This is a genomic window from Streptomyces silvae (assembly GCF_016745505.1).
In the GTDB taxonomy this organism is placed as follows: domain Bacteria; phylum Actinomycetota; class Actinomycetes; order Streptomycetales; family Streptomycetaceae; genus Streptomyces; species Streptomyces silvae.
Map to the genome: position 1 here is coordinate 33,567 of NZ_JAERUC010000005.1, position 18,178 is coordinate 51,744.

20 protein-coding genes and 1 pseudogene are annotated in these 18,178 nt (G+C 71.9%); 5 read left to right on the forward strand and 16 right to left on the reverse strand.

What is annotated here, in order from left to right; all coding sequences use genetic code 11:
• Positions 1-218: 218 nt before the first annotated feature.
• From JKV81_RS36760 to JKV81_RS00905, 7 genes and pseudogenes are all read right to left on the reverse strand, one after another.
• Positions 219-434: pseudogene (locus JKV81_RS36760) on the reverse strand (bifunctional 3-oxoadipate enol-lactonase/4-carboxymuconolactone decarboxylase PcaDC); the annotation flags it as partial.
• An 84-nt stretch (positions 435-518) separates the two neighbouring features.
• Positions 519-1,223 carry a hypothetical protein gene (locus JKV81_RS00880; RefSeq protein ID WP_236054897.1) on the reverse strand — a complete coding sequence of 235 codons (705 nt, stop codon included), beginning with the start codon at positions 1,221-1,223 and terminating at the stop codon, positions 519-521.
• 73 nt (positions 1,224-1,296) lie between these two features.
• Entirely contained in the window at positions 1,297-2,463 is a 1,167-nt protein-coding gene (locus JKV81_RS00885) for an ROK family glucokinase (protein WP_099175088.1), read from the reverse strand.
• A gap of 132 nt (positions 2,464-2,595) precedes the next feature.
• Positions 2,596-3,456, reverse strand: coding sequence for an ATP-binding cassette domain-containing protein (locus tag JKV81_RS00890; RefSeq protein WP_202074722.1), 861 nt, complete (start codon positions 3,454-3,456; stop codon positions 2,596-2,598).
• Positions 3,453-4,502, reverse strand: coding sequence for an ABC transporter permease (locus tag JKV81_RS00895; protein WP_129266297.1), 1,050 nt, complete (start codon positions 4,500-4,502; stop codon positions 3,453-3,455). Before JKV81_RS00895 ends, JKV81_RS00890 begins: the two co-directional genes overlap by 4 nt.
• Positions 4,499-5,512, reverse strand: a complete 1,014-nt coding sequence (locus JKV81_RS00900; RefSeq protein ID WP_443742729.1) for a sugar ABC transporter substrate-binding protein — start codon at positions 5,510-5,512, stop codon at positions 4,499-4,501. Before JKV81_RS00900 ends, JKV81_RS00895 begins: the two co-directional genes overlap by 4 nt.
• Before the next feature lie 209 nt (positions 5,513-5,721).
• A complete protein-coding gene (locus JKV81_RS00905) occupies positions 5,722-6,483 on the reverse strand; it encodes a GntR family transcriptional regulator (RefSeq protein WP_124275535.1) in 762 nt (253 codons plus the stop codon).
• A 93-nt stretch (positions 6,484-6,576) separates the two neighbouring features.
• Between JKV81_RS00905 and JKV81_RS00910 the strand changes: the two genes are divergently transcribed.
• A complete protein-coding gene (locus tag JKV81_RS00910) occupies positions 6,577-7,581 on the forward strand; it encodes a Gfo/Idh/MocA family protein (protein WP_129266295.1) in 1,005 nt (334 codons plus the stop codon).
• Between the two features lie 6 nt (positions 7,582-7,587).
• On the opposite strand, the gene JKV81_RS00915 is transcribed toward JKV81_RS00910, so the two are convergent.
• The 5 genes from JKV81_RS00915 to JKV81_RS00935 are packed head-to-tail and all read right to left on the reverse strand — an operon-like array spanning position 7,588 to position 12,376.
• Positions 7,588-8,781, reverse strand: coding sequence for a cytochrome P450 family protein (locus JKV81_RS00915; protein WP_202074723.1), 1,194 nt, complete (start codon positions 8,779-8,781; stop codon positions 7,588-7,590).
• A gap of 11 nt (positions 8,782-8,792) precedes the next feature.
• The gene (locus JKV81_RS00920; RefSeq protein ID WP_129266293.1) at positions 8,793-9,212 is read right to left on the reverse strand and encodes a PaaI family thioesterase; all 420 of its coding nucleotides are present in this window, start codon (positions 9,210-9,212) and stop codon (positions 8,793-8,795) included.
• 15 nt (positions 9,213-9,227) lie between these two features.
• Complete coding sequence (locus JKV81_RS00925; protein WP_129266292.1) at positions 9,228-10,400, reverse strand: cytochrome P450 family protein; 1,173 nt, start codon at positions 10,398-10,400, stop codon at positions 9,228-9,230.
• Between the two features lie 30 nt (positions 10,401-10,430).
• Positions 10,431-11,162, reverse strand: coding sequence for a response regulator (locus JKV81_RS00930; RefSeq protein WP_129266291.1), 732 nt, complete (start codon positions 11,160-11,162; stop codon positions 10,431-10,433).
• The gene (locus tag JKV81_RS00935) at positions 11,159-12,376 is read right to left on the reverse strand and encodes a sensor histidine kinase (RefSeq protein WP_129266290.1); all 1,218 of its coding nucleotides are present in this window, start codon (positions 12,374-12,376) and stop codon (positions 11,159-11,161) included. The genes JKV81_RS00930 and JKV81_RS00935 overlap by 4 nt, the downstream gene beginning before the upstream one ends.
• A 146-nt stretch (positions 12,377-12,522) precedes the next feature.
• Between JKV81_RS00935 and JKV81_RS00940 the strand changes: the two genes are divergently transcribed.
• Positions 12,523-12,726 (forward strand): hypothetical protein, encoded by a 204-nt coding sequence (locus JKV81_RS00940; RefSeq protein ID WP_129266289.1) that lies wholly within the window; start codon positions 12,523-12,525, stop codon positions 12,724-12,726.
• Here JKV81_RS00940 and JKV81_RS00945 read toward each other — a convergent pair.
• The gene (locus JKV81_RS00945) at positions 12,716-13,636 is read right to left on the reverse strand and encodes a DMT family transporter (protein WP_129266288.1); all 921 of its coding nucleotides are present in this window, start codon (positions 13,634-13,636) and stop codon (positions 12,716-12,718) included. The two genes, JKV81_RS00940 and JKV81_RS00945, sit on opposite strands and share 11 nt — an antisense overlap.
• A 223-nt stretch (positions 13,637-13,859) precedes the next feature.
• Here JKV81_RS00945 and JKV81_RS00950 point away from each other — a divergent pair, with 223 nt between their 5' ends.
• The gene (locus tag JKV81_RS00950; protein ID WP_124275526.1) at positions 13,860-14,513 is read left to right on the forward strand and encodes a TetR/AcrR family transcriptional regulator; all 654 of its coding nucleotides are present in this window, start codon (positions 13,860-13,862) and stop codon (positions 14,511-14,513) included.
• A 32-nt stretch (positions 14,514-14,545) separates the two neighbouring features.
• Here the strand turns inward: JKV81_RS00950 and JKV81_RS00955 are convergent, their stop codons facing one another.
• On the reverse strand, positions 14,546-15,172 hold the full coding sequence (locus JKV81_RS00955; protein WP_129266287.1) for a dihydrofolate reductase family protein: 627 nt from the start codon (positions 15,170-15,172) through the stop codon (positions 14,546-14,548).
• Positions 15,173-15,374: 202 nt separating this feature from the next.
• Between JKV81_RS00955 and JKV81_RS00960 the strand changes: the two genes are divergently transcribed.
• Both JKV81_RS00960 and JKV81_RS00965 read left to right on the forward strand, forming a co-directional pair.
• Positions 15,375-15,848, forward strand: a complete 474-nt coding sequence (locus JKV81_RS00960; RefSeq protein WP_129266286.1) for a hypothetical protein — start codon at positions 15,375-15,377, stop codon at positions 15,846-15,848.
• A 119-nt stretch (positions 15,849-15,967) separates the two neighbouring features.
• Positions 15,968-16,804 (forward strand): aldo/keto reductase, encoded by an 837-nt coding sequence (locus JKV81_RS00965; RefSeq protein WP_129266285.1) that lies wholly within the window; start codon positions 15,968-15,970, stop codon positions 16,802-16,804.
• Positions 16,805-16,869: 65 nt separating this feature from the next.
• On the opposite strand, the gene JKV81_RS00970 is transcribed toward JKV81_RS00965, so the two are convergent.
• Positions 16,870-17,199: a putative quinol monooxygenase gene (locus tag JKV81_RS00970; protein ID WP_129266284.1), complete on the reverse strand. Its 330-nt coding sequence runs from the start codon at positions 17,197-17,199 to the stop codon at positions 16,870-16,872.
• An 83-nt stretch (positions 17,200-17,282) separates the two neighbouring features.
• The coding region (gene alc, locus JKV81_RS00975; protein ID WP_202074724.1) for an allantoicase at positions 17,283-18,178 on the reverse strand (896 nt) is incomplete at its 5' end.

Consider the following 18,178-nt stretch of genomic DNA (forward strand, 5'->3'; position numbering starts at 1 on the left):
AGCCCAACCAGAGCACTCCAGTGGGGCCTCGCCTCATGGCTTCAGAGAGGCCCCACCTGGCCCATCAGCAAGCCCCTCGCCCTATCACCGATGCCGTCACACACGTCCTGTCACGCGCCTGTCACCAACACCATCGACGCAGCTGGACCACCAAACCCAAACCCGCGTGAAGCATCGAATTGGACCACGTGGACGTCAGAAGACGGTTTTGCCTACCTGTGCCAGGTGGTCCCGAGCGAGGGCCCGATGACCAGGACGGGGGCGTCCTCGGGGCCGTCGAAACGGTACTGGAGGAGCCGCCCGGGCCCCGGCTCCTGCGCCGCCTGCGGCCCGGGGCCGGACGCCGCCACCTGGGGCTGCTGGGGAACCTGCGGCTGGGCGTGCTGCGGCCCGGACGCCTGCTGCGGGTGCGGCTGGGCATGCTGAGGGGCCAGGGGTGCCTGCGGGGCCTGCGGGATCTGGGGAGCCTGCGCGACCTGGGGGGTCTGGGGTGTAATGAGCGGCCCGTCCGCTCCCGGTCAGGGGGTCGCCGCGGAGACCACGTAGACGACCGGAGCCGCCGGGTCGGTCATGTTGACGGTGATGTTCTGGGTGGGGCGCGGGGCCTTGTTCTTGTGGACCGTGCCCGCCCAGTCGACGCCGGGTCCGAAGTACCAGCCGGTGATCTTGATGTCCCGTTCGCCGATGGTGACCTTGCCGGTCTCCAGCGCGGCACGGCCGGTGCCGACACCGCTCAGGAAGCGGTCGAGTCCGGCGGAGGTCGTCCGGAACTTCACGTACATCCGGCTGGCTTTCCAGTTGTTCGTCTCGTAGTACTGGACGCCGATCGCGTTGCCCGGGATGGGGAGTTCGAAGATCCGGCGCTGCATGCCGGAGGGCCAGTCCTCCCGCAGCCCCTGGGCGGCGGCCTCGGCCTCCTTGTCCTTGCCGGAGCGGCGGCTCTGCCCGGCGGAGATCACCAGATAGCCGGCCGGGATGCCGATGAGCAGCACGATGATGGTCAGGGTGATCAGGCGCCGTCTGATCACCCTGCGCCGGTCCTGCGGAGGCGTCCCGTCGCCGTCCCCGGAGGACCCGGTGGAACCAGAGGAGCCCGAGGAGCCGGACGGACCCGAGGAGCCCGAGGATCCCGACGGCCCGGACGGCCCGGACGGCCCGGACCCCTCCGGGGAGCCCGACGTAGGGGGCTGGCGCGCCACGATGTGGTGCTCGGCTGCGGTCATGTTCGGTGATCCCTCGAAGCTGCGGTACGGAGCGGAGTGCGGGTGGCCGGGGCCGCGGCGCGCGGCCCGCGGGTCATTCGCCGGGGCGGGTGCTGCGCGTGTTCCGGATGGTGCTCGCGGCCTGGTCGTAGAACTGCGCGTACCGCTCGTAGCGCTCCACCCGGCGGCGGTTGGTGCGCCGGAACCTCCGGGCGACCAGCCGGGCGAGGTCCGCGGCGCCGACCATACCCGCCTCGGGGCCGAGCTGGGCCTTGGCGATCCGGGCCTCCGGGCGGTAGCCGCGCCCGGTGAGGTGGCGCTTGAAGGCGTCCCTGGCCGGGCCGATCAGCAGGTCGTCGGCGGCACTGACGCCCCCGCCGATGACGAAGCAGGACGGGTCCAGGGCGGCGGCGAGATTGGCGATGCCCACGCCGAGCCACTGGCCGATGTCCTGGAGGAGCTCGACGCACATCGCGTCGCCCTCGCGCGCCAGCTCGGTGATGAGCGGTCCGGTGATGTCGGGGATGTTGCCCTTGACCCGCTCGATGATGCCGTGGGCCACCGGGGAGTCCGCCGCGGCCAGCTCCCTGGCCTCGCGCACCAGGGCGTTGCCCGAGCTGTACTGCTCCCAGCAGCCGCGGTTGCCGCACGGGCAGCGGTGCCCGCCGGGCACCACCTGCATATGGCCGAACTCACCCGCGACGCCGTACTTGCCGCGCTTGACGTGCCCGTCCTCCAGGATCGCGCCGCCGATGCCGGTGCCCAGCGTGATCATGACGAGGTGGTCCTCGCCGCGGCCGGCGCCGAAGCGCCACTCCGCCCAGGCCGCCGTGTTGGCGTCGTTGTCGACCATCACGGGGACCACCAGCCGGGAGGCGATGGCGTCGCGGAGGGGTTCGTCGCGCCAGGCCAGGTGCGGGGCGAACAGCACCTTGGAGCGGTCCGCGTCGACCCAGCCGGCCGCGCCGATCCCGACGGCGTGCACATCGTGCCGGTCGGAGAGGTCCAGGACCAGTTCGACGATGGTGTCCTCGACGACCTTGGGGCTCTTGGACTTGTCCGGCGTCTCGGTGCGCAGGGTCTCCAGGATGTTGCCGTCGGCGTCGACGACCCCGGCCATGACCTTCGTCCCGCCGATGTCGATGCCGACCGTGGGGACTCTGGGCGCCGTGAGGTGCGAGCGCCGCTCCTTGGTGCCGACGGTCCGCAGGACGGTCGCGCGGGCGGAGCCGCGGTGTGTGAAGTCGCGGTACGTGCTCATCGTCCCTGCGCAGGTCGGGGGGCCGGTCGGTGATCAGTCCGGCGGCGGACGGCGCCCGCCGCACACGATTCTGCCATTCCCCCGCCCCCGGAACGGGTCTCCGGCCCTGGGACGGGGGGTGCGGAACGGCGTTTACGGGGTCTCGTCACCCTCCGGCCGGACACCGGGGTCGCCGGGTGACGGGGCCCGCTCCAGCTCGTGGCTGAGCTCGTCGAGCTCGCTCCCACCGGCCATCTGACGGGTCAGTTCGTCCAGCGTGACGCCGTCCTTGGTGTGGCTCCCGGACATCGCGCCGCGCTTCAGCAGCACGAAACGGTCACCCACGAGATAGGCGTGATGCGGGTTGTGCGTGATGAGGACCACGCCGAGACCGGCGTCCCGGGCGGCCGCGACGTACTTGAGCACGACCCCCGACTGCTTGACGCCGAGCGCGGCGGTCGGCTCGTCGAGGACGAGCACCTTGGCGCCGAAGTACACGGCGCGGGCGATGGCCACGCACTGGCGCTCACCGCCGGAGAGCGTGCCGATGGGCTGGTCGACGTCGCGCAGGTCGATGCCCATGCGCAGCAGCTCCGCCCGGGTGGTCTCCCGCATCCGCCGTACGTCCAGGCGCTTGAAGGGGCCGGCGCCCTTCGTCGGCTCGGAGCCGAGGAAGAAGTTGCGCCAGACCGGCATCAGCGGGACGACGGCGAGGTCCTGGTAGACGGTGGCGATGCCCCGGTCCAGGGCGTCGCGCGGGTTGGCGAGCGTGATCTCCTCGCCCTCGATCAGGAACGTCCCGGCGTCGTGCCGGTGCAGCCCCGCGATGATCTTGATGAGGGTGGACTTGCCGGCGCCGTTGTCACCGAGGACGCAGGAGATCTCGCCGGCGTGGACCTCCAGCGAGACGTTCTCCAGGGCCTTGATGTTGCCGTAGTACTTGCTGACGCCGTCGAGCTCGACGAGCGCCGGGGCGGCCGGGTCCCGGGGGGCCGGAGCCTGGGTGGCCGTCATGTGGTCGCCTCCGCACGCTTGCGTACCCAGTGGTTGAGCAGGGTGGCCAGGAGCAGCATCGCTCCCAGGAAGTACTTGAACCAGTCGGGGTTCCACTCCGCGTACACGATGCCCTTGCTGGTCATGCCGAAGATGATCGCGCCGACCGCGGACCCGATCGCGGAGCCGTAGCCGCCGGTGATCAGACAGCCGCCGATGACGGCCGCGATGATGTAGATCAGCTCGTTGCCGACGCCCTCGCCGGACTGCACCACGTCGTAGGAGAAGAGCAGGTGCTGCCCGGAGACCCAGGCGGCGAAGGCGACGCCCAGGTAGAGCCCGATGCGCGTACGGATCACGGGGACGCCGACCGCGCGTGCGGCGTCGGCCTCGCCGCCGACGGCGAAGATCCAGTTGCCGAAGCGGGTGCGGATCAGGATCCAGGTGGCGATCGCGACGAGCGCCGCCCACCACAGGATGGTGACCTTGAACTCGACGTCACCGATGGTGAGGTAGGACGCGAAGACCTTACGGGCGGAGTCGAAGCCCTCCATGTTCCCGATGGACTTGGTCGACACGGTGCCGCTGATCAGCTTGGTGAAGCCGAGGTTCAGGCCGGTCAGCATCAGGAACGTGCCGAGCGTGATGATGAAGCTCGGGAGCTTGGTGCGGGTGAGCATGAACCCGTTGAACGCGCCGAAACCCAGGGTGACCAGGAGCGAGACGAAGACGCCGACCCAGACGTTGGCGGTCATCTGGTAGCTGAACATCGAGGAGATCAGCGCGGAGCTGGTCACCATCACCCCGGCGGAGAGGTCGAACTCGCCGCCGATCATCAGGAGCGCCACGGGCGCCGCCATGATCCCGATGGTGGAGGCCGCGTAGAGGACGGTGCCGAGGCTGGAGGCCTGGAGGAAGCTGTCCGCGACGAGCGCGAAGAAGAGGAAGACCGCCACGGCGCCGACGACCGAGCCGAGCTCGGGCCTGCCGAGCAGCTTGCGCAGCGGGGAGGTGCGCAGCAGGCGTTCGTCGGTGGGGGGCGCCGCCGGTTGCCCGGTCGCTGTCATCGGGTCCCCCGGTTCGTGTACTCCGCCAGCGCGTCGGCGTCGTCGCGGGTGATGACCTGCGGGCCGGTGAGGACGGGCAGGCCGCCGCCGAGCACGTTCTGGTTGTAGCGGTAGAGCCAGAGCAGGTCGACGGCCTCGTAGCCCTGGAGGTAGGGCTGCTGGTCGACGGCGAAGCCGAGGGTCTTGTTCTGGAGGCCGGTGGCGACGCTGGCGTTGAGGTCGAAGGTGTCGACCTCGGCCTTGCTGCCCGCGGTCTGCTTCGCCTTGACGGCCGCCGCGGCGAACGGGGCGCCGAGGGTGACGACCGCGTCGATGCTCTTGTCGGAGTCGAGCTTGGCCTCGATGGACGCCTGGACGTCGGGCATGTTGGTGCCGTCGACGTAGAGGTTCTGCATCGTGCCGTCGAAGGTCTTCTTCGCCCCGGCGCAGCGCTGCTCGTGGCCGACGTTGCCCTGTTCGTGCAGGACGCAGAGCACCTTCTTGCGCTTCCGCTCGTTCAGCTCGTCGCCGACGGCCTCGCCCGCGATGGACTCGTCCTGGCCGATGTGGGTGAGCGCGCCGAAGGCCTTGGACTCGGCGGAGCCGGAGTTCACCGTGATCACGGGGATGCCGGCCTTGACCGCCTTGGCGACGACGGTCTTCATCGAGTCGGGCTTGGCCAGCGAGACGATCAGGCCGTCGACCTTCTTGTCGATCGCGGTCTGGACGAGCTCGGCCTGCTGCTGGCCCTCGTCGTTGTGCGAGTAGATGAAGTTGATGTTGTCCTTGTCGGCCGCCTGCTTGGCGCCCTTCTGGACGATGTCCCAGAAGGTGTCGCCATCACCCGAGTGGGTGACCATGGCGAACGTCCAGCGGGGCGTGTTCACCACGGACCGGCCCTCGGCGGCCTGCTGGGCCGCACGCTCCTCCGCCCGCTTGCCGCCGGTGCTGCTGCATCCCGCGAGGGAGGCCGCCAGTACCGTTGCCAGCACGGCGCCCATCGCGCGTACCCCTGTCCGAACCCTTGCCACGACGCCGTGCCCTTCTTGTGCTGCTCGCTGTGCTGCCTGGTGAAGCCGGGGAGGGCGGACTCGCCGCCCGGCGGGCCAAGTATCCCCGAGCCCGGACCTCGGTGGTCCGGCAGGGGCGCGGGCCGCGCCCTCACGCCGTTCTAGCGACCTAGCATGACCGCGTCAACGCTTTTGTCCGAACATTCTTACGGGACGCCGCCGGCCGGGCCTCAGGGCCGGACCAGCAGCTGGAACTCGAAGGCGTACCGCGCGGCCCGGTAGACGTGCGAACCGAATTCGACCGCCCGGCCGCCGTCGTCGAACGTGGTGCGCTCCATGGTCAGCAGCGGCGCCCCCGCGGGCTCCGCGAGCAGCCCGCCCTCCTCGGCGGTGGCGGCGCGGGCGCCCACGGTCTGCCGGGCGCTGTGCAGGGTGATCCCCGAGCCGCGCATCATCCGGTACAGGCCGGTCGACTCCAGCCGCTCGGTGGAGAGGTCGAGCAGGTCCGGCGGGAGGTGGTTGCGCAGGACCGCCATCGGTTCGTCATGGGCGTACCGCACCCGCTCGACGAGATGGACGTCACTGCCCTCCTCGACGCCGAGCGCGGCCGCGACCACGGGCGTCGCCGGTTCGACCGTGTTGCGCAGGACCCGGGTCGCCGGCTTCCGGCCGGCCGTCTCCAGGTCGTCGTAGAGGCTGCTGAGTTCGAGCGGGCGCTTGATCCGGCTGTGCACGACCTGGGTGCCGACACCGCGCCGGCGCACCATCAGCCCCTTGTCGACGAGTGACTGGATGGCCTGACGCACGGTGGGACGGGAGAGCCCGAGCCGCGCGGCGAGCTCCAGTTCGTTGCCGAGGAGGCTGCCGGGCGCGAGCCGCCCCTGCTCGACGGCCGCCTCCAGCTGCTGGGCCAGCTGGTGGTAGAGCGGGACGGGACTGGTGCGGTCCACGCCCAGCCCCAGGGCGGCGGAGTCGGCGGTGGGTTTGGGCACGGCAGGGAGCGTACCCCGTACCGCCGCGCCACACCCTTCGATTTGTCAGGACATATAGTTGACAGTGCGCCGGGTGGGCGGCACGTTGGGTGCATGCGCATCGGACTCATCGGCACGGGCCGGATCGGTTCCTTCCACGCGGGCGTCCTGGCACACCATCCCGCCGTCTCCTCCCTGGTGGTGGCGGACGCCGACGCCTCCCGCGCCGCACAGGTCGCGACGCTGACCGGGGCCACCGCCGTCGCCACCACCGACGAGGTCCTCGGCGCGGGGGTGGACGCCGTCGTGATCACCTCGGCCACCTCGGCCCACGCGGAGCTCATCGCCCGGGCGGCCCGGGCCGGTCTGCCCGCCTTCTGCGAGAAGCCGATCGCACTGGACCTGGCGGGGACCCTGGCGGCCCTGCGCGAGGTCGAGCGGGCGGGCAGTGTGCTCCAGCTCGGTTTCATGCGCCGGTTCGACGCCGGTTACGCGGCGGCGCGCACCGCCGTGCGCGGCGGCGCCCTGGGCCGGCTGCACACCGTACGGGCGACGACGTCCGACCCCGCTCCCCCGCCCGCCGCGTATCTGCCGCTCTCCGGGGGCCTGTTCAGGGACTGCCTGGTGCACGACTTCGACATCCTGCGCTGGGTGACGGGCCGTGAGGTGACCGAGGTGTACGCCACCGGGTCCGACGCGGGGCCCGCGATGTTCCGGGCGGCCGGTGACGTGGACACGGCGGCGGCGCTGCTGACCCTGGACGACGGCACGCTCGCCACGGCGACCGCCACCCGGTGCAACGGCGCCGGTTACGACGTACGGATGGAACTGGCGGGCGAGCAGGACCAGATCGCCGTCGGCCTCGACGACCGTACGCCGCTCACCTCCGCCGAACCCCAGGGCCCGCCCGCGCCGGCCAAGCCGTGGCAGGGCTTCCTGGAGCGTTTCGCCCCGGCGTACGAGGCGGAGCTGGACACGTTCCTCGCCGTCGTCCGCGGGGAGGCGGCCAACCCGTGCGACGGCCGGGAGGCACTGCACGCGCTGCGCATCGCCGAGGCGTGCGAGCGGTCGCGCGAGCGGCACCGTCCCGTGCGGATGACGGAGATCGCCGAGGCCTGAGCCCCGCTACCAGGCCACCGGCAGGCTCAGCGGGCCCCGGATGAGCATGCCCGTACGCCAGGACAGCTCGGCCGGGTCCGTGTCGAGCCGCAGCCCCGGGCAGCGTTCGAGAAGGGACCGGATGGCGACGCGGGCCTCGATGCGGGCCAGCGGCGCACCCAGGCAGTAGTGGATGCCGTGGCCGAAGGCCACATGCCCGCGCGCGTCCCGGGTGAGGTCGAAGCGGTCGCCGTCCGGGTAGCGGGCGGGATCGCGGTCGCAGTCGGCCATCGCGACCAGGACGAGCTCGCCGCCGCCCGGGATCACCGTGCCCGCGACGTCGAGCGGCTCGGTCGTGAAGCGGTACGTGGGGGTCTCGACGGGCCCCTCGTAGCGGAGGGTCTCCTCGACCGCGTTGTCGATGAGGCCGAAGTCGGCCCGCAGGGCTGCCAGTTGTCCGGGGTGGGTCAGCAGGCTCAGGACGCCGTTGGAGATCAGGTTGACCGTGGTCTCGTGCCCGGCGACGAGCAGCAGCCAGGCCATGCCGATGAGTTCGTCGCCGGAGAGCTGGTCGCCGTCGTCCGACGTACGGATCAGCGCGCTCATCAGGTCGTCCCCGTGCGTCTCGCGCTTCTCCGCGATCAGCCCGGTGAGGTACGCGGTCATGGCGGCCTTCGCCCGGCCGCGCGCCTCGGCGTCGAGGGACGAGACAGCGGCGTCGGACCACTCACGGAAGGCCGGCCGGTCCAGGGACGGCACCCCCAGCAGTTCGCAGATGACGGCCATCGGCAGCGGGACCGACAGCGCCGTGACCAGGTCGGCGCTCCGGACGGGCCCGTCGGTCATGGCGTCGAGGAGCGCGTCCGTCATCTCCTGGACGCGTGGCGCGAGCCGCGCCATCCGTCCGGGGGTGAACTCCCGGGCCACGAGCTTGCGCAGCCGGGTGTGGACCGGGGCGTCGCTGCCCAGCATGGACGTGCCCACGGACACCTTGCGCACCCCCAGCGAGGGCGACGCGTTGCCCCAGTCCTTGGAGAGCCGCTGATCGGCGAGGAGGGCTCTCCCCGCCTCGTACCCGACGACGAGCCACGCCTCCGCACCCTCCGGGATGCGCACCCGGTGCACCGGGCCGCGGGCACGTAAGCGCGCGTAGACGGGATACGGGTCGCGGATGAAGTCGTCGCCGAGTGCGCCGAGGTCGAACAGAGCTTCCGTGGTCACCGTGGGTCCCTTCAGGCCGGGCGGGCGGAGAGGACGGTCCCCTGCGCCACCGCGCACAGCGTGCGAGCCCCCTCGTCGTCCACCGTGTACAGATCGCAGCGCACGACGGCCTGCCTGCGGCCGGTGTGCACCACCTCGGCGCGGGCGCTCAGGGTACGGCCGCTCGCCGGGCGGACGTACTGGATGGAGAAGCCGCCGGTCAGGACGGCCGCCCCGAGCGTCGTCCCGGCGGCGAAGGTCAGCGCGTTGTCGGCCGCGTAGGACAGCACCCCGCCGTGCAGGAAGCCGTTCTGCTGGGTCAGTTCCTCGCGTACGTCGATGTCGAGGACGGCCGCGCCCTTCCCGAACTCCGTGATCCGCGCGCCCACGAGCCGGCTGAACGGCTGGGCGTCGAGGACCTGCTGGGCCGATTCGAGGGAGAGTTCAGTCATGGACGCCATCCCACCTCACCAGCGCACCGGAAGGTGGCGGACGCCCCGGAGCAGCAGTCCGGGAAGCCAGTCGGGCTCCCCGCCGTCCGGGTCGCGCACGAGTGCGGGGCAGCGCTCCAGCAGCGCGCGGATCGCGATGCGGCCCTCCATCCGGGCCAGCGGGGCGCCCAGACAGAAGTGGATGCCGTGTCCGAAGGCCAGATGCCCCTGCGCCTCGCGCCGGATGTCGAAGGTGTCCGGGTCCGGGTAGCGGCCGGGGTCCCGGTCCCCCGAGCCGAGGGCGACCAGCACCGCCTCCCCTTGCGGGATGACGACCTCGCCGATCGTGACGGGTTCACGGGAGAAGCGGAACGTCGCCGTCCCGACCGGACCGTCGTAGCGGAGCATCTCCTCGACCGCGTTGTCGATCAGCTCCGGCCGGGCGCGGAGCAGGGCCAGCTGGTCCGGGTGGTCGAGCAGGGCGCGTACACCGTTGGCGATCAGGTTCACGGTCGTCTCGTGCCCGGCCACCAGGAGCAGGAAGGCCATGCCGATCAGCTCGTCCGTCGACAGGCGGTCACCGTCGTCGTCGTGCGCCTGGATCAGGGCGCTCATCAGGTCGTCGCCCGGTGCGCGGCGCTTGTCCTCGACCAGCGTGTCCAGGTAGGCGCCCATCGCGTGGACCGCCTCGTTCTCCTTCTCCGGCGAGACGGGCGTGACGATGGCGTTGGACAGCAGCCGGAAGGCGTCCCGGTCGATGTCGGGTACGCCGAGGAGCTCGCAGATCACGGTCATCGGCAGCGGGAAGGCGAACGCGTCGACGAGATCGGCGCTCCCGGCGGGCACCATCGCGTCCAGGAGGTCGCCGGTGATCTGCTCGACGCGCGGGCGCAGCGCCTCGATCCGCCGGGCGGTGAACTCGCGGGCGACGAGCTTGCGCAGCCGGGTGTGGTGCGGGGCGTCCATCTCCAGCATGTTGGCGTTGATCGGGTTGCTGGACGCGGAGAAGCGCTCCGTCGTCCGCCAGTCCTTGCTGAACCGCTGGTCGGCGAGGGCCGCGCGGGCCTCCTCGTAACCGACGACCATCCAGATCCGCTCGAAGTCGTCGGTGCGGACCTGGTGGACCGGCCCCTCGGCGCGCATCTTCGCGTAGTACGGATACGGATCGGCGCTGAAGTCCGCCGCCCCGCGCAGATCGACCACTGACATCGTCCCGCCCCCTCTTCCGGTCTGACCGGTTCAGCGTAGGCGGCCGTCCCGTGCCCCGTCCTCGTCCTCATGGAGGAGACCCGCGTCGTGCACCAACAGGGCGATCTGGACACGGTTGTTGAGGTCGAGCCTGGCGAGGATGCGGGACACGTGCGTCTTCACGGTGGCGACGCTCAGGTGGAGCGCCGCGGCGATCTCGGCGTTGGAGCTGCCCCGCCCGACGGCCGAGGCCACGTCCTGCTCGCGCTCGGCCAGTTCGGCGAAGCGCTGCCGGGCGCGTGTCCTGCGGTCCTGGCGGTCGTCCGCCGGAGCGCCGGCCGCGCGGGCCATGAGCCTGCGGGTGACGGCGGGCGAGAGGACGGGCTCACCGGCCGCGACGCGCAGCACCGCCTCGACGATCTGCGCGGGCGGGGTGTCCTTGAGGACGAAGCCGGCCGCTCCCGCGCGGATGGCGCGCAGCACCTGCTCGTCGGCGTGGAACGTGGTGAGGACGATGACCTCGGGGGCGCCGGGCCGGCGCCGGAGCTCCTCGGTCGCGGCCAGCCCGTCCATGCCCGGCATGCGGATGTCCATGAGCACGACGTCGGGGTGCGTACGGTCGACGAGGGCGACGGCCTCGGTGCCGTCGGCGCCCTCCCCCACGAGCTCGATGCGGTCGGCGCCGCCGAGCATCAGGGCCAGACCGGCCCGGACGAGCGGGTCGTCGTCGACGACGGCCAGCCGGACCGGTGGGGGTGACTCCGGGGACGTGGGAGTACTCATGCGGGCCACGGTAGCCGGGCCTTGACCGTGAAACCGCCGTCGGGCCGCGGTCCGTGGTCCAGGCTGCCGCCGGCCAGGGCGGCGCGTTCGGTGAGCCCGATGAGCCCCTGGCCGGAACCGGGGACCGGCTCGAAGGGTCCGGCGGGGGCGGGGTTGTCGACCTCGATGGTCAGCCCCTCGCCCGGTCCGCCGGCCACGGTGACGTCGACGGGCGCTCCGGGCGCGTGCTTACGGGCGTTGGTCAGCGCCTCCTGGGCGATGCGGTAGACCGTGCGTCCGGTGGCCGCGGGCGCCCCGGCCGGGTCGGCGACGCGGTGGGAGAGGGTGACCTCCATCCCGGCCGAGCGGGACTCGTCGATCAGGGCGTCCAGGGTGACGAGGGTGGGCTGGGGCCTGTTGCCCTCGTCGCTGTCACCGGGGCCGCGCAGTACGCCGATGATCTCGCGGAGGTCCTGGAGGGCCTCGTGGGCGCTGTCCCGGATGACTCCGGCGGCCCTGGCGACCTCGGCCGGGGGTGCGTCGGGCCGGAATTCGAGGGCGCCCGCGTGGACGCTGAGCAGGGTCAGCCGGTGGGCGAGGACGTCGTGCATCTCCCGGGCGATGGCCTCCCGTGCCAGCCGCTGGGCCTGTTCGGCGCGGAGCGCGGCCTCGGCCTCCGCCCGGCGCGCGCGTTCGCGCAGGGTGACGACCAGCTGCCGCCGGGACCGTACGACCATGCCCCAGCTGAGCACCAGCAGGACCAGCAGCACCCCGATGATCGTGGACGCCATGAAGGAGGTGGCCGGGTCAGGGCGCAGCAGCGGCTGTGCGGGGGCGGCGGCCAGGGCGACCGCGCCGACGACGGCCACCGGTCGGAAGGGGCGGTGCACCGCCAGGCTGAACAGGGCGATCAGCATCGCCCCGGACGCGACCGGCTCCACCACGCTGAGCACGGTGAGGACCGCGGCGACCGTGACGGGCCAGCGGCGCCGGACCCAGAGGGCACAGCAGGCGGCCGCCCCGAGCAGCGAGTCGGCGATCACGACGCCCTCGGGGGTGGTGCGGTCGGCCTCGATGGCGGCGAGTACGGCCATCCCGACCCCGGCGGCGCAGAGGAAGAGCGTGAGGTCGACGATCCAGTCCCGCACGGTCCGGCGCGGCCGGCCCGGGCGGCCGGGCTGCTCGTGCGAGGCCAGCGCCGAGGGCAGGAGCCAGGGGTATTCCGTACGGGTCATGTCGACAAACGTACGCAGCCGGGAGGCGCCGCCGGGCCCGGCGGGACGGGAGCGATACCGAAGTCGCACGATCCGATACTTCCGTCGGTGCCCCGCAGACCGGTGGCCGACGCGGGCCAGGGGCCGCCCGCTCCAGGCTGGGGGCCATGAAGAAATTCGTGGAGACGGCCGGGTTCATCGTGTTCGTGCAGGGCGTCGCCGGGCTGCTGTACGAGTGGACGGGCTGGTTCCGGCTGTGGACGGTGGTGGCGAGGCTCCGCTTCCTCGACGACTACGGGCTGTTCGTCAACATCGTGCTGGTCGTGACGGGAGGGGCGCTGATGGTCGCGGCGGACTCCATCAAGGCGTGACGTCGGCGCGGCGCCGCCCCCACGCGGTGCCCGCCAGCACGAGTACGGCGCCCACCGCTCCCGCTGCGCCGAGGCGCTCGCCGCCGATCGCGATGCCGACGGCGGCGGCCCAGAGCGGCTCCGTGCCGAGCAGCAGGCTGACCCGGGACGGCGAGGTGCGGCGTACCGACCACATCTGTACGAAGAACGCGAACAGCGTGCAGAACACGGACAGGAAGAGCAGCCCCGCCCACTCGGCGGCGCCGAAGTCCGCGGCCACCGTCCAGGGCGCGGCACCGGTGCCGGGAGCTGCGGCCAGTACGGCGAAGACGGCGACCGCGCTGCCGAGCTGCACGGTGGTCAGGGAGAGCGAGTCGGCGTCCTGGACGGCCTTGATGCGGGCCATCGCCAGGACGTGGACCGTACGCGCGAGGGCCGCGAGCAGCATCAGGAGGTCGCCCGCCGAGGGGCTGGTGAAGCCGGCGCCCTGGGTCAGCAGCACCACTCCGGTGACGGAGAGGCCCGCCGCCGCCAGGAAGGCGGCCGGCGGCCTGACCCGGGTCACGGCGGCCTCGGCCAGCGGGGTGAAGACCATGGTGAGACTGATGATGAGCCCCGCGTTGGTCGCCGAGGTGTGCACGACGCCGTACGTCTCCAGCAGGAAGATCCCGCCGAGTACGAGCCCCAGCAGGCCCGCGCCCCGCCACTGGGCGGCGCTCAGGGCCCGCAGTCCGCGCCACCCGGCGACGGCCAGCGCGGGCAGCACGATCACGAAGCGGAGCACGAGGACCGCGATCACGGTGTGCGTGGTGGTGATGCCCTTGGCCGCGAGGTAGCTGGCGCCCCAGACGGCGGCGACGAGCAGGAGCGGCAGGTCGGTGACCCAGGCGGGGCGGGGCGGGGCGACGGCGGGCAGGACGGCAGCGGACACCGGGTCCTCCTGGTTCTCCACAGCGGGGACGTGTGGAGACCTCACCGGCTCGCACGGGGAGCGATCACCGTACCGAAACGGCCGGCCCCTCGGGAAGCTCTGTCCGCGGAGTGACTCGGCCACCTGTTCGCAGGGGTCGTCCGGGGTCGAAGAGGCCCTGCGGCCGTGCCGCCTCCTCCTAGAATGTCGGTCTTGGGACGCTCGGACACACGGAGTTGGGCACATGGGTGGAGCGCGGCTGGACGGACGGGTCGAGCGGGGAAACCAGACCAGGCAGCTGGTGCTGGGGCGCGCGGTCCACGTCGCCTCGACCGAGGGGCTGGAGGGTCTGTCGCTCGGCCGGCTGGCCACGGAGCTGAAGCTGAGCAAGAGCGGTGTGTTCGCCCTCTTCGGCTCCAAGGAGGAGCTTCAGCTCGCCACCGTGCGCGCCGCCGTGACCGTCTTCGTCGAACATGTGCTCACCCCGACCAGGGCGGCCCCGCCCGGACTGGGGCGCGTATGGCGGATGTGCGAGAGCTGGCTCTCCTACTCGCAGCGCCGGGTGTTCAGCGGCGGTTGCTTCTTCTACGCGACGATCGCCGAGTTCGACTCCCGCGAGGGCAAGGTCCACGACGCGCTGGCCTCCACCCAGACGGGGTGGGTCACCTTCGTGGAGGAGACCATCGAGGAGGCCAGGGTCCGGGGTGAACTCGCCGCGGACACGGACGTCTCGCAGCTGGCCTTCGAGCTCATCGCCTTCATGGAGCTGGCCAACGCGGAGTCCGTCCTGCACAACAACAACCCCGGGTACACCAAGGCGGCGCGGGCCATCCTGGGGCGGCTGCACTCCGCCGCCACCGACGGCTCCAGGCTGCCGCCGGTGCCGGGACGGCCGTAGGGCGTGTCCGGGAGTCCCGCCGGCCCGGGATCTCAGGCCCCCGGCAGGTCGTAGTCCCCGAACCGCGCGCGTCCCGCCGGCCGGTAGGTGTGGATCGCGATGCCGCTCCCGGTGGTGCGGGCGCCGGTCAGCTCGAACGCCGTCGGCTGCCCGCCCTCCTCGAAGAGCCGCCTGCCGCTTCCCAGGTAGACCGGGTGGATGTACAGGTTGATCTCGTCGATCAGGTCGTGCGCCAGGAGGGACCGGGCCAGCGTGCCACTGCCGTGGATCTGCAGCTCGCCCTCCGCCGTCCGCTCCTTGAGCCGGGCGACCTCGGCCGGCACATCGCCGGAGATCACCGTGGTGTTCTCCCACTCCGGGTCGGTCAGCGTGGTGGAGACGACGTGCTTGGGCAGGGTGTTGAGCCGCCCGGCCACCGGGTCCTCGGGGTCGGTGACCCGGGGCCAGTAGCCGGCGAAGATCTCATACGTACGCCGTCCGAGGAGAAAGGCGCCCGACCGGTCGAAGACCTCGGTGATGAAGTTCCCCATGTCCTCGTCCCCGAAGGGCACCTGCCAGCCGCCGCACTCGAACCCGCCGCTGGTGTCCTCGGTCGTGCCTCCCGGTGCCTGCATCACGCCGTCGAGGGTCACGAACGTGTTGAGCGTCAGCCTCGCCATGATCCTGCTCCTTCGCCTTGCCGCCCGGCCGTGCCCGGCTGCCCGTGCTTGCGGATGTCCACTTGTTCCGACCCCACTTTCGGGCGGAACTCATCGGTGCGCCCGGCGAGACCCGGCGCCGGCACGCCCGCGTCAGGCGTCCGACGTCACAGATCGAGCACACCCCCCGCATCTCGTACGGATCTTCGATACAGAAGGGTGCATGCGCACCACACACACCACTCGCACCGGCCTCCGCACACTCGTCGCACCGGTCGCCCTGGCCGCCCTGGCCTCACTGAGCGCCTGCACCCAGGGATCGGACGGGACGCCCGGAGCCGCGCCGGCCACACCCCGCGCCACCGCTTCCTCCTCCGCACCGGTGGACACGGCACCGCTGGAGTCGTCCGTGCGCGCGTACGTGAAGGCCTACTACGCCCCCGACACGGCCGCCGCCTACGCACTGCTCTCCACGCGCTGCCGGAAGGAGTGGTCGCGGGAGGACCTCGACGAGCTCATGAACCGCGCCGCGCAGACCGCCGAGCAGCTCGACAGGACGTACACCCTGCAGCGGCTGTCCGTGGACCGCGTCCAGGGCGACGGCGCACAGGTGACCTACGGCGTCGGCGAGCCCCAGTACGACGAGCGGACCTCCTGGGTCCGGGAGGACGGTGAGTGGCACAACGACCTCTGCTGAGAGCGCCGCGGCCGACGGCCCGTCCTACGCTGGCGGGGACGGTACGGGCTGTCCCGTATCCCCTGGTGCGCCCGCCAGGGAATACGAGGACACCCCTTACGCGAACGAAATGGGAGACCATGAGCCAGACACCGCCCCCGGTCCGCAACCTCCACGACGGCAGCACCATCCCCGCGGTGGGCCTCGGCACCTGGCCGCTCGACGACGACGCGGCCGAGGAGGCCGTCGCCGGTGCGCTGCGGCAGGGCTACCGGCTCGTGGACACCGCCCTGAACTACGGCAACGAGACCGGCACCGGCCGGGGGATCGCCCGCTCCGGCGTGCCGCGGCAGGACGTCTTCGTGACGACCAAGGTGCCGGGCCGCCACCACGGCTACGAGGAGACGCTGGCCTCCTTCGAGGAGTCGCGCGGCAATCTGGGCCTGGAGTACGTAGACCTCTACCTGATCCACTGGCCGCTGCCCCGGGTGGACAAGTACGTCGACACCTGGAAGGCCATGATCAAGCTCCGCGAGGACGGTCTCGTGCGCTCCATCGGCGTCTCCAACTTCACCGCGGAGCACCTGGACCGGCTGGAGCGGGAGACGGGCGTGCTGCCCGTGGTGAACCAGATCGAGATGCATCCGCTGCTCCCTCAGGAGGAGCTGCGGGCGGTGCACGCGGAGAAGGGCATCGTCACGGAGAGCTGGAGCCCGCTGGCCCGGGGGCGCCAGGTGCTCGAAGCGCCGGAGGTGGTCGCCGCGGCCGAGGCGCACGGGGTGACGCCGGGCCAGGTCGTGCTGCGGTGGCACACCCAGCTGGGCGCGGTGCCGATCCCGAAGTCCGCCGATCCGGGACGGCAGCGCGAGAATCTGGACCTGTTCGGATTCACGCTGGCCCAGCAGGAGCTGGACAGGATCGGGGCCCGGCCGCCGCACCGCTTCGGCGGGGACCCCGATACGCACGAGGAGTTCTGAGTTCTGCGTTCTGCGTTCTGCGTTCTGCGTTCTGACGGCGGCGCCCGGTCAGGCGCCTTCGCGGATCACCGGTTGCGGGGGGTGACCTCCGCCATCCGGGACCAGTCGTCCCCGGGCACCTCGACGTTGATGATCTCCGGGACCTCGGTGACGAGCTCGGACATGGTGTCGATCGCCGCCTTGAAGTGCTCGGAGTTCACATGGGCCTCGCCCGCCTCCGGCGAGGCGAACGCCTCCAGCAGGACGAACTCGTCCGGGTTCTCGACGCTGTAGGACCAGTCGAAGAAGAGGTTGCCCGGCTCCTGGCGGGTGGCGAGGGTGAAGTCCTCCACGGCCGGGAGCCAGTTGTCCCGCTCGGCGGTGCGCACGGTGAACTTGACGACGATGAAGATCATGGCGACTCCTGGTCGGGACGGCGGCGTCCCGACCAGGGTCCCATATCCTCACAGACCGGACAGGAACCGGCACACCCGCACAGCTATCCGCCCAGCGCCTCGTGACGGGCCGCCAGGCGCGCCGCTCCCTCCTCGGTCAGCGATCCGAAGAGCCGCAGCCGGGAGATCCCGCCGTCCGGGAAGATGTCGATCCTGACGTGTGTGCCGCGCACGGGCTCCGGCAGGACGAAGCGGTGGTTCGTGTCGGGCTGGAGACGGGTGCGGGGCAGGAGCGGTGTCGGCTCGCCGTCCTCGCCGTCACGGACCGAGATCTCCGCCCAGCCCGCCGCGTTGCCCTTGAGGTAGGCGGTGTCGATCTCGACGGCCCGGATCTCGGACTGCTCCACGAGGCGGTAGCGGATCCAGTCGTTGCCCTTGTCGCGCCGGCGGCGGGTCTCCCAGCCGTCGTCCATCTTCCGGGAGCGGCCCGGCGCGATGGTGTTGGTCGCCGGGGAGTAGAAGCGGTCGGAGGCGTCCTCGACCTGGCCGCCGTTCTCCAGGGCCACCAGGTCGAACGTACCGAGGGCGGTCAGCCACGCCGGGTCGGGCGCCACCTCTCCGTGCACGCGCAGGCGGGCTATGCCTCCGTCGGGGTGCTGGTTGATCCGGAGGTGGGTGAAGCGCTGCTCGGCGTCGACGGCGAAGCCGTTGGCCGCGTGGCCGCCGACGGCCGTACGGGGGACGAGGGTCGTCCACTTCACGTCGGGCGCGAGGAGGTCCTCGGGGGACGGGGAGCCCGGCAGCGAGGTCGCCTCGACGGAGACCGACTGCGGGTAGTTGCCCCGGAAGTGCGCGGTGTCGACGATCAGCCCGCGCACCACACCGGGGGCGCCGAGGCGTACGAGGGCCCAGTCGTGGTCCTCGTCGGTGGGGTGCGGTTCGGCAGCGCCCGTACCGCGCCGGCGGCGGGTCTCCCAGCCGTCCATGATCTTGCCCTTGT

Bases quoted from the DNA above. Each gene is read 5' to 3' on its own strand.
- JKV81_RS00880 (WP_236054897.1), bottom strand. From the start codon at position 1,223: ATGACCGCAGCCGAGCACCACATCGTGGCGCGCCAGCCCCCTACGTCG.
- JKV81_RS00885 (WP_099175088.1), bottom strand. From the start codon at position 2,463: ATGAGCACGTACCGCGACTTCACACACCGCGGCTCCGCCCGCGCGACC.
- JKV81_RS00890 (WP_202074722.1), bottom strand. From the start codon at position 3,456: ATGACGGCCACCCAGGCTCCGGCCCCCCGGGACCCGGCCGCCCCGGCG.
- JKV81_RS00895 (WP_129266297.1), bottom strand. From the start codon at position 4,502: ATGACAGCGACCGGGCAACCGGCGGCGCCCCCCACCGACGAACGCCTG.
- JKV81_RS00910 (WP_129266295.1), top strand. From the start codon at position 6,577: ATGCGCATCGGACTCATCGGCACGGGCCGGATCGGTTCCTTCCACGCG.
- JKV81_RS00920 (WP_129266293.1), bottom strand. From the start codon at position 9,212: ATGACTGAACTCTCCCTCGAATCGGCCCAGCAGGTCCTCGACGCCCAG.
- JKV81_RS00925 (WP_129266292.1), bottom strand. From the start codon at position 10,400: ATGTCAGTGGTCGATCTGCGCGGGGCGGCGGACTTCAGCGCCGATCCG.
- JKV81_RS00930 (WP_129266291.1), bottom strand. From the start codon at position 11,162: ATGAGTACTCCCACGTCCCCGGAGTCACCCCCACCGGTCCGGCTGGCC.
- JKV81_RS00935 (WP_129266290.1), bottom strand. From the start codon at position 12,376: ATGACCCGTACGGAATACCCCTGGCTCCTGCCCTCGGCGCTGGCCTCG.
- JKV81_RS00940 (WP_129266289.1), top strand. From the start codon at position 12,523: ATGAAGAAATTCGTGGAGACGGCCGGGTTCATCGTGTTCGTGCAGGGC.
- JKV81_RS00950 (WP_124275526.1), top strand. From the start codon at position 13,860: ATGGGTGGAGCGCGGCTGGACGGACGGGTCGAGCGGGGAAACCAGACC.
- JKV81_RS00955 (WP_129266287.1), bottom strand. From the start codon at position 15,172: ATGGCGAGGCTGACGCTCAACACGTTCGTGACCCTCGACGGCGTGATG.
- JKV81_RS00960 (WP_129266286.1), top strand. From the start codon at position 15,375: ATGCGCACCACACACACCACTCGCACCGGCCTCCGCACACTCGTCGCA.
- JKV81_RS00965 (WP_129266285.1), top strand. From the start codon at position 15,968: ATGAGCCAGACACCGCCCCCGGTCCGCAACCTCCACGACGGCAGCACC.
- JKV81_RS00970 (WP_129266284.1), bottom strand. From the start codon at position 17,199: ATGATCTTCATCGTCGTCAAGTTCACCGTGCGCACCGCCGAGCGGGAC.